Source organism: Parabacteroides bouchesdurhonensis (assembly GCF_900186615.1).
GTDB lineage: Bacteria > Bacteroidota > Bacteroidia > Bacteroidales > Tannerellaceae > Parabacteroides > Parabacteroides bouchesdurhonensis.
Map to the genome: position 1 here is coordinate 2,085,335 of NZ_LT896588.1, position 14,207 is coordinate 2,099,541.

At 41.6% G+C, this 14,207-nt stretch carries 10 protein-coding genes and 1 tRNA gene; all 11 read right to left on the reverse strand.

What is annotated here, in order from left to right; translation table 11 throughout:
* Positions 1–47: 47 nt before the first annotated feature.
* A complete protein-coding gene (gene hemG / locus C1721_RS08970; protein ID WP_102409363.1) occupies positions 48–1,424 on the reverse strand; it encodes a protoporphyrinogen oxidase in 1,377 nt (458 codons plus the stop codon).
* 12 nt (positions 1,425–1,436) lie between these two features.
* A complete protein-coding gene (gene hemN / locus C1721_RS08975; protein ID WP_102408043.1) occupies positions 1,437–2,804 on the reverse strand; it encodes an oxygen-independent coproporphyrinogen III oxidase in 1,368 nt (455 codons plus the stop codon).
* Complete coding sequence (locus C1721_RS08980; RefSeq protein ID WP_102408044.1) at positions 2,801–4,006, reverse strand: MFS transporter; 1,206 nt, start codon at positions 4,004–4,006, stop codon at positions 2,801–2,803. Before C1721_RS08980 ends, hemN begins: the two co-directional genes overlap by 4 nt.
* 40 nt (positions 4,007–4,046) lie before the next feature.
* On the reverse strand, positions 4,047–6,122 hold the full coding sequence (locus C1721_RS08985) for a TonB-dependent receptor (RefSeq protein ID WP_102408045.1): 2,076 nt from the start codon (positions 6,120–6,122) through the stop codon (positions 4,047–4,049).
* A 46-nt stretch (positions 6,123–6,168) separates the two neighbouring features.
* Entirely contained in the window at positions 6,169–8,514 is a 2,346-nt protein-coding gene (locus C1721_RS08990; RefSeq protein ID WP_102408046.1) for a TonB-dependent receptor, read from the reverse strand.
* Between the two features lie 83 nt (positions 8,515–8,597).
* The gene (locus tag C1721_RS08995) at positions 8,598–9,179 is read right to left on the reverse strand and encodes a response regulator transcription factor (RefSeq protein ID WP_102408047.1); all 582 of its coding nucleotides are present in this window, start codon (positions 9,177–9,179) and stop codon (positions 8,598–8,600) included.
* A gap of 9 nt (positions 9,180–9,188) precedes the next feature.
* Positions 9,189–9,878: a helix-turn-helix transcriptional regulator gene (locus C1721_RS09000; protein ID WP_199830429.1), complete on the reverse strand. Its 690-nt coding sequence runs from the start codon at positions 9,876–9,878 to the stop codon at positions 9,189–9,191.
* Positions 9,879–9,904: 26 nt separating this feature from the next.
* Entirely contained in the window at positions 9,905–10,858 is a 954-nt protein-coding gene (locus C1721_RS09005; protein WP_102408048.1) for a sugar phosphate isomerase/epimerase family protein, read from the reverse strand.
* A 10-nt stretch (positions 10,859–10,868) separates the two neighbouring features.
* Positions 10,869–12,287 carry a Gfo/Idh/MocA family oxidoreductase gene (locus tag C1721_RS09010; protein WP_102408049.1) on the reverse strand — a complete coding sequence of 473 codons (1,419 nt, stop codon included), beginning with the start codon at positions 12,285–12,287 and terminating at the stop codon, positions 10,869–10,871.
* 36 nt (positions 12,288–12,323) lie between these two features.
* Positions 12,324–13,907, reverse strand: coding sequence for an SUMF1/EgtB/PvdO family nonheme iron enzyme (locus C1721_RS09015; protein ID WP_102408050.1), 1,584 nt, complete (start codon positions 13,905–13,907; stop codon positions 12,324–12,326).
* Positions 13,908–14,120: 213 nt separating this feature from the next.
* Positions 14,121–14,193 (reverse strand) — tRNA-Trp (locus tag C1721_RS09020).
* Between the last annotated feature and the right edge of the window lie 14 nt (positions 14,194–14,207).

A 14,207-nucleotide genomic window follows, 5' to 3' on the forward strand; every position in this document is an offset into this window, starting at 1 on the left:
AAGTAATTAATAGCCGTTTTGCAAAATATGGATAAAGGTAAACGCGCTTAGTTTTCCAATATCGTTCTGGCTATTTCTGTCCCTTGGCGTATGCGGTCGGCCATACCGATGCCTCCTTTGATATTTCCGGCAAGTATCAGGCCGGAATAACGTGATTCCAGCATTTCAATTGTTTGAAAACGTTCGCCACTGTTAACTTCATACTGCGGAATGGCACGTGAATGACGGAATATACGTATGAGGTCCGGTTGGATATTATCAGGGAATTTCAGCATGTCATGGAATGCGCGGAGAATTATATCTTTCAGTTCTTCGTCCGTTTTATCCATTAATTCCGCACGCTTCACACCTCCTATGAAGAAAGAAAAGACAGCTCCCTTTTCCGGTGCACGTCCGTAAAAACAAGCGGAAGGATATAAGATACCCAGTACTTCTTTCTCTTCACATGACGGAACCAGGCCGCCAAATGCGTCAAAGCACAATTTTCCGGTATCACGGATTCCTACGCTGGCTTGGATAACCGGGGCATAATGGAGGCTGCTGATCTTATCCATTATTTCTTTTTCTATAAACGGGAGAAGTTCCGGCAAGGTATATGCTCCTGTTGTGGTAATGACTTGGTTGGCTTGAATGGTTTGTTCTCCTGCAGGAGTGGTAAAAGAAATAGTCCAGCCTTTATCTGCCGGCTCTATTTTCAGGTGATTTGTCGATAACGTAATGTTTTCTGTTCCGATCGTTTTAGCCATTGCATCTGTTAGGTTACTTAGTCCTCCTTCTGCGGAGAACACTTTCTTTGTTGCGAGTCGGTCTCGTTCTGTTTTGGGTTGTTTCGCTTTGGCTATAGAGCCTTTGATAAAACTGCCGTACTGCTGCTCCAGATTGTATAGTTTTGGCAAAGCATAGCGGGTGACCAGTTTCATTGGATCTCCGGCATAAACACCTGATAAGAATGGGTCTACCGCGTATTTAAGGAAAGATTCTCCCAAGCGGCGGCTGGCCAGTTCTCCAACCGATTCATCCGGGTTTGTTCCTTTGGCCCGAAACGGTTCTCCCAGTATGCGGAATTTGTCTCCGAGAGTGAACAGGGGAGTAGTTACCGCAGTGAGTAATCCCGACGGTAATGCATGGAACCGGTTTCCTTTCCAAATCAGGCGGCGTTTAGATTCTTCTCGAGCCGTCTCCAATGTGCAGGTGCCGGAAAGGGCGGAAAACAACTCCGCTACTTCCGGGTAAGATACTACTCCGGTATTAGGGCCGCTCTCGAAAGTGAAACCATCTTCGTGCAGTGTGTGTATCTGCCCTCCAATGCGGTTGCTCTTTTCCAGTACAGCTATGTTTTTTTTACCTTTTGCCAGATAAAAGGCTGTGGTAAGTCCGGTGAGCCCTGCTCCGATGATAACAATATCCTTTTGTAATATCTCCATGTTCATGATTGGTTATACCGGTTTAGAAAATGATTTGTTTGTTTTAAGCATCAGTTTGTCTAATGATGCAGCTATGTTGCGGACGAAAAGAGTTCCTTCCTGAGTTATCTCTATGTGGTTGGCATCATATTCGATGATGCCGTCATTCGCAAACTCGCTTAGTTTAGCTTCATTGTATGCAGTAGCCTGCTTTATAGTATCGACAGGCATTGATAAATGTTCGGATAACTCTTGCCAGTCGATACGGTAGTTGCACATTAATATTTCTATTACTTCGCGGGTTACTTGTTCTTCCACTGTTAATGTATATCCTTTGGCTACCGGTAATATACCGGCTTCTATCTTTTCGATATACTCCATGATATCTTTTGTGTTTTGAGTATAAGCCGTGCATAACTGGCTGATGCCCGTAACGCCGAAAGCATACACTTGCCCGGTAGTACGCCGTGTACAATATCCTTGGAAATTACGATGCAACTTCCCGTTTTGGAGTGCCGTATATAACTCGTCATCCTTGCGCACGAAATGATCTAACCCGATTGGCTCGTAACCGGCTTTGCACAAGATGTGACGTGCCGATTCATACATTTTACTTTTCTCGTCGGAAAGAGGTAACCCGGCTTTTTCCAATACCTGTTGACGAGGGAAGGCCCAGGGAACGTGAGCGTATGAGAACGTTACCAACCGGTCCGGTTTGATGGCGGCTGCCCGTATGATGGTTTCTGTAAAACTTTTCTCTGTTTGGTTAGGTAGTCCATAGAGAAAATCCATGTTGACCCGCGCACCGAATCCATGTAACATTTTTACCAATTCTTCTTCGTTCATGAGTGAGTATTGGCGGTTTACGGTGTCGAGTACTTTCCGGTTGAAATCCTGAATACCCAGACTAAAGCGGTTGAACCCAGCTTCCGATATTTCATTCCAATCTTTTTCCGACAACCATCCCGGATGACATTCCAGGGCTATCTCAGGATTCTCTATTGTTCTGAACTTATGTAGCAAACGTTCGTTTAACGCTTTGAGGTCAGACGCTGGAAGGATAGTCGGAGTACCTCCTCCATAATGTATCTGAGCGATTTTCCGCTGTGGATCGAGCATGCTTGTTACCATTTCTACCTCTTTGTGCAGAGCGGAAACATAGCGGTCTATTATGTCTTGTGTGGAAACAGGGTAGGAGTTACATCCGCAATAATGGCAAAGACGCCGGCAGAAGGGGATATGGAAGTAAAAGGATAGTTCCGCCGGTTTCTGGTGGTTCGATTCACGTATTATCTTTGTATATTCTTTATTGCAGAATCCTTCCTGAAAATAGTTAGCAGGCGGATAACTGGTATATCGGGGTACCGGTACGTTGTATTTATCCAGAAGTTCTTGTTTCATACCATCTCCTTGTCTTTTCTAAATACGATTAAAATATAAATGAGGGAGGTCAGGGCTATACTTGATTCAAAGAAAAAAAGTCCGTGATATCCCGTATGATCAGCGATCTTCCCGCTGAGTATTGCCATCAGCATACCGCTTAGGTGGGTGATAACTGTTTGTATGGTAAAATCTGTCCCTTCACGACCGGGACGTACACAATCCATTGCGGTGGTGTAGACTACGATAGTAGCCATTCCATAACTTCCCCAAAGAAGGAAAATGCCTCCGTAGAGCAGTGCCGTAGTAGGAGTGGCATAAGAAAGCCCCAGAAAGTAAAGTGTAGCCACTAAAACAAACAGGGCAAATAAGATTCGTGCTTGGAAGCGTCCGATACGCCGTACTATTATCCCTCCCGTAAACGAAGCAAGGAAACCGATGGACGTTCCGGCTACTCCACTCATTATTCCGATTTCCTTCATGCTGTATCCTAAATCTACTAAATAAGGTTTTAGCATTGCCAATGTTCCGATAAGTCCGGAATAGTATAGGAATAAAAAGCCTATTTGTTTCCATATCTTTCGTTGGGTAAAGAAATAAAACACATCTGCCTTTTTGGCTCTTTCATCAGGTTGTTTGGGTTGTATCTTAATCCCCTTATTGAACAACAACGGCAACAATGCGACAATAACGAACAGTGCCAGGCAAGGTAGCAGGTCATTCCATCCTATTTGTTTGAACAGCAGGAGTAACACGCCTCCTCCGATCATGGAACCTCCGAAACTTCCCATTGATTGCATACTGTTTGCCAAACTTTTATCTTTCCTGCTAAAAGAGAGTACGGCAAGTGCATCGGTGGCAATGTCTTGGGTGGCAGAGGCAATGAATGAGATGATAATAAGGGCGACGATTGCATAAAAATCGGTATGGAAATCGAGGAAGGCTACACCGAATATTAATGCGGCGTAAATCAATTCTGACGAAAAAATCCAGCGTTTGTAATCTCCTGTGGTCAGAGCATGACGGTCTATCATTGGTGACCAGAGGAATTTCAGAATCCATGGCAGTTTGATGAGTTGCAGCAATCCTATAGCGGAGAGCGAGAAGTTTTCCTGGCGCATCATTACCGGTATGACAGTAGAAAAAAAGCTCATTGGTATTGTCTGCGCGATATAGAGGCAGAAAAAAGTTGCGAGATTGTATGTCTTGTCTTTTTGTATCATCTATCTCTGTTTGTTTATTCTTTTGCCGATAATCCGGTGATTAAAAACTGACCTGAATGTCTGCTCCGATGGTAAACGGACGTCCTTTCTGTGCTAATCCTTTACCTCCGGTTTCAAAATAGAAAGCCGTATATTCCGTATTGGTTATATTTTTAGTCCAGATTGCAAAGGTAAGAAAATCTTTTGTTGCCGAAATTTTTCCATTTAGTTGACCGTAATAGGGTTGCGATACATTGTTATCTTCTTTCCAATATATGCGTCCCGTGCCAATGTAGTTGGTGCTTATGGTAAACCGGTCGATATGATTGCAGGGACGTGAGATGGTATAATCGGCTCCTACAGAAAATGTGTGGGCCGGAACCATTGGCAGAAAATTGCCCGCGTAACTTTTATTTCCATTTGTGTAAGTTTTGAATGTAGCCTGCGTAAAACCATAGTTTGCTTGCAACATGAAACCATTAAACAGATTCCCTTGCAGGCTTAGTTCTATTCCACGGCTCCGGCTGCGTCCGGCATTTTTTAGCATCGAACCTTTTCCTGAAGGAAGAGGCTGACTTATCTGCTGATTTTTCCAGTCTATCCAGAAGAAAGCGACTTCTGCTTGCAGGCGTTTGTCTAATAGGGGGTGTTTGGCTCCTATTTCATAATTCCAACTATTTTCGGGAAGGAACGAACGATCCTCGTCTCGCTCGAAAGAAGTGTTGAATCCCCCTGTCTTATAACCTTTAGCTACAGTGGCATATATCATTCCTGCGGAAGGGAACATATATTGCAGGGCTATTTTAGGTGTAATCTGACTGAAATTGAGCTTACTGTAAAACGCATCTACTTGTTCGCTCTGGCTTTGTGTATCTTTATGATAGATAAAATCGGTAGAGGCTCGCTCATAATCGTAACGAATACCTAACGTAAGGGAGAGCCCCCTTGTGAATAGATTATCTATAGAAGATTGGTGGTACAAGGCAATGCCGTATGTAGGTGTATCGTATATTTTGCGGGTGCTGTAATCTTTGGAAAGATAGTTTAATATTACAGTGTTATCTATTCCCTGCCAGAAGGCGAAAGCTCCGAATAACCAGTTATATTGTCCTTTTCCGGTAGATTTGATGTTGAATTCCTCGGATACCATCTTCTGCCTTTGGTCTTGTTTGGCAAAATAGACAGGTTGAGGAGAGAAGTCCTGATCTATTCCCTGGTGGTCGTTCAGATATTGGAAAGCCGTTTGACTGTTTATACTGTATTGTTCCGTGTGGTATTCCAATGTTATGCCTGTAGTGGAAATCAAACGTTTGTAATAACTGTAGTCGTTATAGTTTACACTGCCCGGTTTATAAGTCGCTGAATCGCAAACAGCATAAGGATAACCGCCTTGATCGGAGTAATCGAGGTTACTTATCAATTGCATGGTGAGCTGGGGTTGTAATTCCCATTCCAAACGCATGCGACCGGAACCGGAGTTTTGCCTGTCGGCTTTATTTCCTGTATACATATTGATAAAATAGCCTCCCGCATGATTGTAGTTACCGGATAGTGCATAGCCCAGCTTTTTGTTAATGCGTCCGTAGTGAGAGGCGGATGCATCAATATTTGTATAATTACCTCCTGAAAAAACAATATTCGTTCCCTGATATTTTAAGGGAGATTTGGTATATACGTTTATAATGCCACCCATTGTGTTACGTCCGTATAATGTTCCTTGCGGACCGCGAAGCACTTCAATACGGTCGATTTCTGTAAAATCAAAGTCGAAGGCGGACTTCTCAAAGTAAGGAATACCGTCTACGTAAAGCCCGACAGAAGGAGCATTAATTTTCGATCCGATACCTCGTATGTAAACCGGGGACGTTAATTTTGATCCGTAATCAGGCATGAACAAATTGGGAATAGCGGCGCTGAAATCTTTTATATTGGTAATGTTCCGGTTTCGGATAGCTGTTCCGCTGATAGATGTGGCGGCTATCGGTGCAACCCGCAGGTCTCTTCCCTGTTTAAACGATTGTATGACTACTTCATTCAAATCCACTTGCTGGAGCTTTAGGGTATCATTTTCTACATCTACCCCTAATACCGTTTGTGACAGAATAAGCAGCATAGGAACATAATATAATAGTTTCATGTATGAATAAATTGCGTTGTTATTAGTAGCCGCAAATGATAATTTATCAAAATGCTACAGCTATTTCTCCACCTATCTGAAAAGGTTTGCCTTTCTGAATAAAAGACTTATTGAATGACTCAAAATAAAATGCCTGATAATCCGTATTGGTTATGTTGCGGCTCCATACATTCATACTAACAATGCCTTTACGAACACCGGTCTTGGCATTTAGTATACCATAGAACGGCTGGTGGATATCATTCTTTTCAGTCCAGAATATCTTTCCAGCTCCGGTAAATTGAGCGGAAGCGGAAAACTGATCGATAAACTTATTCCTGAACAATTTTATATATTGTATTCCGGCACTTACCGTATGACGTGGCGTGTAAGGGATAAAATTGTTTTTTAAGTCGGTTTTGCTTCCGTCTTTTTCTGCATACATGTAATCCCGGAATGTGGCGCGGGTGAAACCATAATTTACGTCGGCAGTCAGACCGTTGACGATCCGGCTGCGAAGACTTAATTCTACTCCGTAACTATTTGCTTTTCCTCCGTTGGTGATCATACGTCCACTTCCATTCTCAGCAAAAGTTGTCAGTTGTATGTCGCGGATATCCATATAGAATAATGTCAGTTCTGCATTCAATCTGTTTTTAATTAGTTCGCTACGGATTCCTGCTTCATAATTCCAGCTATGTTCCGGTTTATAAGATGCTACATCAGAAACAGCCGGAGGTTCCGGATTGTTGATTATTCCACTCATCGAAGGTGGCATTAGTTTTTTTAACTCTTCTTTCAGGTCATACTGGGCTTGTACCTGTACCAAATCACCAAACATTTGAACATTGTAACCGCCGGTTTTATATCCTTTGGCAACCGACATATATGTGAATGTTCGAGGCGTGCATTGATAGCGCAAGGATATTTTAGGAAGTACTTGCAGAAAGTTTTGTGTTTCTTCACCCAATAAACGGGAGTCCATGAGAAAATCCTGATCAATTGTAGGCATGCTGGGGTGCATACTTGGCATAAAAACATTCATCGTCATACCTTCGACGGATGAATCGTATTCCATCTTTGCCTTTTCATAGTCTAAACGTATTCCGGCAGTAACAGAGAATCCGGGAGTGAACAAATTATTGTATGTAGATTGATGGAAAGCGGCAAATCCGTAGGTTGGTGTGTCGAACGTTCCGGGAAAATAGATTTGGTTGTTGTCTCCCTTTACTGTTAGTTTGGGCATTTTTATTTCGTCAAATGCTTTTTGCAGTATTCCTTCTATTCCGTCTTCTTTGAAGATTACAGGACCATCCGTTTTCAGACTGTTATAAAAACCGTATCCTCCAAAACTCCATTGATAGTTACTTTGGCTATTCGATTTGATTGCTACTTCTTCACTCCATGCATATTGTTTTTGCTTTTGGTTAAGGGTAAAAACCGACAGTTCTGTGTAGTCCTGATCCATTTTCATGTCATCTTTCAGATATTGGTAAGCAGTAGTGGAGGAAAGAATAAAACGTTCGGTTTTCCACTGCAGATAAAGACTGTTATTTAATGTGCGTCGCCAATAGGAACTGGGATCATTGATACGAATAGGCTGTACCGCTCCGGTTTCTTTATCATACTGACCATATGGAAAAGCCCCTTGATTTACATAGTCGTAATTAAATGTATACTGGGCGGTTAATTGGTCGGTAATCCGCCAGTCCAGTTTGAAACGTCCACCGGCTGATTCTTCTTTGTCAGCTTTTGTATGATTATATTCATTCATGAAAAAGCCATTGTTCCTATCGTAATATCCTCCGATTGAAATACCGATACGGTTGCCTATATTCGTATAATGGGACGCTTTTGCCTTGAAAGCTCCATGATTCCCTCCTGATACTAAAAGCTTTGTTCCCTTGTGGTCAAATGGTGAGAGTGTATAGATATTTACAATACCTCCCATTGCATTACGACCGTATAAAGTTCCTTGAGGACCTCGTAAAACTTCAATGCGTTGGATATCGTTTAGTTCAAAATCGAAAGCGCTCTTATCCAGATATGGAACATTATCTACATACAGTCCGATAGACTGTCCGCTGCTTCGTGCGCCAATTCCCCGGATGTAAATTGCAGAAGTCATTTTTGATCCATAATCCGGCATGTATAGATTGGGAACGAATGCACTGATATCTTTCAGTGCATCAATCTGCCACGCGGATATTGCTTGCGGAGAAAGAATAGATACCGATCCCGGTAATGTACGCAGATCATTTGTTTCTTTGGTGGAAGAGGTAACGATGATTTCATCGATATTGTATGTTTTGATAGTATCATTGTTTAAGGATGTGTTAACCTTTTCAGTCCTAACTGTTTGAGTACTGATACAAATTGTCGTCAAAAGGATATACAGATAACGTTGTTTCATCGTATTAACATATTCTGTTTGTTTTTTACGATTGCAAAGAAACGTGAAAGATTACAGAAAATCAATCACTACATGTAGTGATTTTAAAGTCCTATTTCATCTCCGGAGATGAAACCGTTCATGATGGCATAAAAGGTGAGACCGGATATCGTTTTGATACCTAGTTTGGCTGTGATATTTTTTCGGTGGGAGAGGACTGTGTTGAGACTTATATTGAGTTTGTCGGCAATCTCTTTATTGGTGATTCCTTTTACGATTAATTGCAAGACTTCTATTTCCCGGCTGGAGAGTTCTTTATTGTTTTCATTGGAAAAACTGCCGCTACTATCATTGCTAAAGAACTGTCCCAGTTGTTCAATGATGGTTTCTTGTGAAGCGGTGGTTATAATATGATTGGATGGTGAAGATTCTTCATTATTGTTACGGCTTTCGATAAGTATCATCGTTTTGTTTTTTCTCGGAAGAAAAAAGTCTGTGTTTAAAACCATTGTTTCCGCATTCGTGAAATAATAATCGAACGTATCGTTTCCGCTATTTGACAACTCTTCAAATGCAGGGAAATAGCTGATCTCTACCGGAGCGAAATAATCGGTCAGTATACTTTGCAAACCAATACATTGTAATGTATCGGATAATATAATCGCTATTTGTTTGTTGTGGTGCATCCGATGGGCTTACATACATAATTTCTCCATGGCTGAAACCATCGGAGTCAAGATTCGGTAACGAATCCGATTATGTTGTTTAATATCTTTTTGCAGGCTGCTGATAGCGAAGATAACGGCATAACATAAATTCTCATTATAATCGCCCGACAAATGTTTGACCATGATACTTTTTAAATCAGCCAGTAAAGCTTCAATCGGATCGTCTAATCGTTGTTCTGAGTTGAGATGCAGTGCATCTTCCCGTCCTTCGGCAGAAAATACTTGCAGCTTTTCACTTAAAGAACGGCAGTATGGAAACCATACTTGCTCATCTTTTTCAATACGAGCTGTAAACTCATTTTTGAAAGAAGAAAAGAATTTACCTATCAAATTAAGAGAATTGTTACCTGGCGTACTCATGGCTATAAACGAACCAAGATGTCTTTCAATGTTCGGAATCTGGTAACGTTGGTAATATTGGTTCGTTTTAGTCAGATAATCAATGATCTGCGATGTATGGAAGGTTTGTAATTTCTTTTCCGGAAAGTACTCTTCGTTAAGAAACGTATTGATAACGGTAAGCAAGAAATCGGTATCCAATTTGTATTCGTCACAAACAGTTTTAACTGATTTGTCACCCAATCCAAGGCGGATACCAAAACGGTTAATAACAGGAATAAGTGAGGGGTGTTCTTCCACCACCTCACTTAACTGCATATTTGAATATACTAAAGGCATACTTATTAAGCTTCTTCCCATTGTTCACGCAGTAATTTAACTGCTGCGGGGAGTACAACGTTGCGGTCACCTTGACATCCGCATTCAAAGCTGACGTATTTGTTGTAGCCAATCATCTTGAGGCCTTTGAATCCGTTTACATAGTTATCTGCTTCACCATCTTCACCCGGCATACTGCGGCGTTTACGGCTGGCAACATGTACGTGTTGCAAATATTCACCTCCGCTGATAAAAGCTCCCATATCAGACGTTTCTTCTGCAGTCATATGCCAGAAATCGCCCATACAACGAACTCCCGGGTTATTGATGTCACGACATATAGATGCAGCATCAGCTACCTGGCGCAGATAGAAACATTCTTTCCGGTTCAATGGCTCAAAAATAACAGTAGTGCCATGTTGAGCAGCAAAAGTTCCCATTTCGTTGAATTGCTCACAAAGGAAGTCTCTTGTTTCCATTGTATGAGGCAAAACAGGAACTTGTCCGTTGAATGCCGGAACAATGATAACTCCGGTAGAGCCTAATTCTCCGGCAGCAGCAATGATTTCCTTCATTGTGTCCATACATTGTTTGCGGATGGCGGGATCAGTAGAAAGTATGAAACCGTCAAAGCCTGCACAAATAGCACTGACTTTGATATTGCGTCCGTTTAATGCCTGCTTGAATTCGTCTACTCTTCCGGATAATCCTTTTCCACTTAGTTCTATCCCTACAATGCCTAGCTTTTCCATATAGTCCAGCTTTTCATTCAGGCTATCGCCGGGAGGAGTCCATTCTTGAAAAGAAAGTTTCAGTTCCGCTTTTGGATTATAGTTTGAATCGCATGCACTTTTTTCACCGGCTAAAGTAGCCGATTGCTGCCCTGGTTTGGAGGAACAGGCTGCAATAGTCGTACCTCCAATTGCTAACGCGGCTCCAGACAATGTAGTCCGTAAAAAGTTTCTTCTGTTTAATGTCATATTCTTAATCTTATTTATCCAAAGGTTTACCAGGAACCGGCACAACGAAACCGCTCATGTCCATTTTGCCTAAGTTCAGGTCTTTCGGTGTATAATCAAGTGGAGAAGCTGTCATGGCATCCCATGTTACTTCTGCACCAGTGTAAGCAGATTCGCGTCCCATGATAGCGGCCATATTTGAGACTGCTGTTTCGGATGCTTGTTCTATCGGAGTATTCTTACGGATACAGTTAATCCAGTTAACATGTTCCAATGTATAAGGATCGTTTTGTTGGTAAATTTCTACAGCAACTTCTTCGCCATTTTCGTTTTTTTCTTTTCTGGTTTCCGGTTCGTATTTCCAGATAACGTTACCTGCAAGGTCTTTTATAACAGTTTCATTGTTTGCTGTAGACCATGAACCTTTTGTTCCCTGTATGAATTCACTGACGTTGTTTGCACAACCGTCTATCTGGCGAGACATACTGTGCAAGTGGATACCGTTTTCCATTGTAAAGTCAATGCTGAAATTATCAAATTGATCACCTGTGATACGACGTTGACGAGAACCGAAACCTACGGCTTTTACAGGTTTTAATCCACTGAACCATGTAAATACATCTATATTATGTACATGCTGTTCTACGATATGATCGCCGGAAAGCCATTTCCAGTTTACCCAGTCTTTGATCATATATTCGCAATCGCTCCAACCTGGTTGACGGTCGCGGTACCAAAGCATATTTTGGTTCCAGTATACACAACCTCCGGTGATTTCACCGATCATACCTTCCATGATCTTTTTGTAAGATTCAACATAGTTGCGTTGATGATGACGTTGTGTACCTGTTACTACGCGCAAATTTTTCGCAGCGGCTTGTTTGGCTGTTGCCATGATCGTACGATAGCCTGCAGGGTCTACGCAAATAGGTTTTTCCAGGAATGCGTGTTTGTTTTTCTCTACGGCATATTGGAAATGTACCGGACGGAAGACTGGGGGAGTTGCTACAATCACTACGTCTACGCCACTATCAATGACTTGCTTATAAGCGTCTAATCCAACGAAACGTTTGTCTGCCGGAATATCTATATTTTTTTCTTTTTTCAGTTTGTCTGCTAAACCGTCCACGCGATCCTGAAAAGTATCACCCAAGGCAACGATTGTTACCCCGTTAGCAGCATTCAGGAAGTTGAATGTTGCGCCCGAACCACGTCCGCCGCAGCCTATAACACCTGCCTTAATCTCTTTTCCGTCACTTGCTAAATCGGGTAATTCCGGAATATAATATGTTCCTGGTTTTTTTAACGGTTTAAGGGCATTCGCCTTTTTCCCTCCATCGCAAGACGTTAATACGCTAGCTGCACTACCTGTTCCTATAGCTCCTAAAGCACCTGCCATGGCGGAGCTTTTCAAGAAAGATCTTCTACTGATACTGTTTTCTTTTTTCATGATATTCTATATAAGTCTTTTTATTGTTTAAAATGTCTATTTTGCACCTATTGATGCATCCGGCTCGCAGACTACACGGAAACCGATGCCTCGAATATCGGAATACCACCAGATACTTTTTGGTTGTTGTGGGTCTGTTTTCAACCATGCGTCGTGTTTTGTATAGTCACGTGCTGCACAACGAACATCGGCGGCATCTGAAGTATAGTTACCTCCACGTACTACCCATTCGGTACCTTCGGTTACTAACGGATCTTTTACATTGTTACCGCTTTTTGCATAAGCATCTGCTTTATATTTATCGGCACAATATTCCATTACATTACCTAACATATTCTTTAGCCCAAAAGGATTGGGTAATACATTGTCCGGTTCTTGCGTTCTGTTCTGGCTGTTATTACCGTAAATAACGAATGAACTGATACTGTCTGTTTTTGCATCAAAGAACTTACGCCAAAAACCTTGATTGGAGAAATCTTTTGGATTACCGGCAAAGAAATAAGGTGTCTGTGTTCCTCCACGTGCGGCATATTCCCATTCAGCTTCAGTTGGCAGACGATATTTCTTACCTGTTTTTTTAGATAACCATTGGCAAAATGTTTCAGCGGCATAATGTGTCATTGTGATAGCCGGGCGATCACCGCCGCCCCAACCCTGATCCGGAAAACCGAATGGCGGTGTAGGACCAGAGATAGCATCTACGTTCGAGTTACTATTGTTAGCATAAACAGTTTCCGGAGGAGTACGCCCTTCACTCATTGTATTACCATAGAATGCCCAATATTGATCCCAGGTTACTTCTACTTCTGCCATAAAGAAAGGACTTACGGTAACATTTCTTACCGGAGCTTCATCTGCTTTATGGAACGGTTCTTTATCTGTGCTACCCATTTCAAATGTACCGCCGGGAATAGCAATCATCTTAAAGGAAGCCTGAGTTCCGGGTATTTGTTCTATATAATCATTGAATGATGTAATCTTAACTGTGTCGGTAAAGAGAGTTTTCGGATCGGCTGATGAGTTTGTTATTCCGGGAATACCTGTCATCTTTGAGTGATTATAATTAGGATTATAATGACCTGCATCCAAATGGCAACTGATACATTGCAGGTTCAGTTTCTTTTCGTTTTCATCATAATAAAGGTGAGCTGTTATTCCATCATTGGAAATACCTTCGGGAAATAGGTTCTGATGGCATTCTTTACATGATTCGTTCGGGATGTATTTTACGGCATTTTCCAATTCCGATTTGCTATCCCAATTAAAGTCTGCGCTGTCTTTGGTTAAATAAGACCAAACATCTTTAATACCTAATTGGGCTTTGGCGGAATAATGTTTCCAAGTATTATTTTGTGGGGGGAGATGGCAGGCCACACAATGAGTCTTAACTCCGCTTCTGTTATTTACATGTTTTGATAATTTCCAACTGGCTTCTACATGCGGATGCACGTGGCATATCATACATGATTCGTCTGTTGAGAAATAAACTGATGTTTTATAGGTGGCAATAACAATGCCTGCTCCCAAGAGTGCTCCTATCAGAAGAATGAAAGTTTTTCCCCTAAAAAAACTTTTCTTTTTCTCGGATGAATAACGATTCGCAAATCTGTTGTCCGTCATTTTGTTTTTTATGGTATTCTAGTTAGTCTTATAATTAGATTTAAAATCGGCAATAAATGTAGCATATTCATTCTATAAAATAAAAAAGTGCTTACTTTATTTAACGAATTATGTCTTGAATTAGACTTTTTTTGTACCAAAATAGGGAGAAGTATTAGAATGCTTTATAAAGAGGAAGAATAGATAATAAAATATTTTACAATTACCTTTTAGCACGGAAGGAGAGGCTCGAACTCCCGACACCTGGTTTTGGAGACCAGTGCTCTACCAACTGAGCTACTTCCGTATCGCGTCGTTGCG

Bases quoted from the DNA above. Each gene is read 5' to 3' on its own strand.
- hemG (WP_102409363.1), bottom strand. From the start codon at position 1,424: ATGGAGATATTACAAAAGGATATTGTTATCATCGGAGCAGGGCTCACC.
- C1721_RS08980 (WP_102408044.1), bottom strand. From the start codon at position 4,006: ATGATACAAAAAGACAAGACATACAATCTCGCAACTTTTTTCTGCCTC.
- C1721_RS09010 (WP_102408049.1), bottom strand. From the start codon at position 12,287: ATGAAAAAAGAAAACAGTATCAGTAGAAGATCTTTCTTGAAAAGCTCC.
- hemN (WP_102408043.1), bottom strand. From the start codon at position 2,804: ATGAAACAAGAACTTCTGGATAAATACAACGTACCGGTACCCCGATAT.
- C1721_RS09000 (WP_199830429.1), bottom strand. From the start codon at position 9,878: ATGCAGTTAAGTGAGGTGGTGGAAGAACACCCCTCACTTATTCCTGTT.
- C1721_RS08985 (WP_102408045.1), bottom strand. From the start codon at position 6,122: ATGAAACTATTATATTATGTTCCTATGCTGCTTATTCTGTCACAAACG.
- C1721_RS09015 (WP_102408050.1), bottom strand. From the start codon at position 13,907: ATGACGGACAACAGATTTGCGAATCGTTATTCATCCGAGAAAAAGAAA.
- C1721_RS08995 (WP_102408047.1), bottom strand. From the start codon at position 9,179: ATGCACCACAACAAACAAATAGCGATTATATTATCCGATACATTACAA.
- C1721_RS08990 (WP_102408046.1), bottom strand. From the start codon at position 8,514: ATGAAACAACGTTATCTGTATATCCTTTTGACGACAATTTGTATCAGT.
- C1721_RS09005 (WP_102408048.1), bottom strand. From the start codon at position 10,858: ATGACATTAAACAGAAGAAACTTTTTACGGACTACATTGTCTGGAGCC.